General features: G+C 59.3%; 1 protein-coding gene. It reads left to right on the plus strand.

Going from position 1 to position 454, the window contains the following annotated elements; all coding sequences use genetic code 11:
• Nucleotides 1–454: POTRA domain-containing protein (locus tag AACY08_RS29625; protein WP_339472641.1), on the plus strand; the 454-nt coding region annotated here is incomplete at both ends.

A 454-nucleotide genomic window follows, 5' to 3' on the forward strand; every position in this document is an offset into this window, starting at 1 on the left:
CTATGACCAGCAGAAGCTTCGGCAGTTTTACCTGACCGAGGGCTATGCCGACTTCAAGGTGATCTCCGCCGTGGCCGAGCTGACGCCGGACAAGAAGGACTTCATCATCACCTATGTCGTCGAGGAGGGCAAACGCTACAAATTCGGGGATGTGACCGTCGACAGCGACATTCGCGACTTCGACAATAAGCGGGTCGCCGCCAACCTCGGCATCACCAAGGGCGAGTGGTATAACGCAAAGCGCGTCGAAACCGCGGTGGACTCGCTTAGCGCCGCAGCCGGTGCGCTCGGCTACGCATTTGCCGACGTCAATCCCGATTTCCAGCGCGACAAGGACACGCTGACGATGGGGATCAATTTCCACATCGCCGAGGCCAAGCGCACCTTCGTCGAACGCGTCGATATCAACGGCAACACCCAGACGCAGGACAAGATCATCCGACGCGAGATCCGG

It is taken from the genome of Pseudomonas sp. EL_65y_Pfl1_R83 (assembly GCF_963970695.1).
GTDB lineage: Bacteria > Pseudomonadota > Gammaproteobacteria > Pseudomonadales > Pseudomonadaceae > Aquipseudomonas > Aquipseudomonas tritici.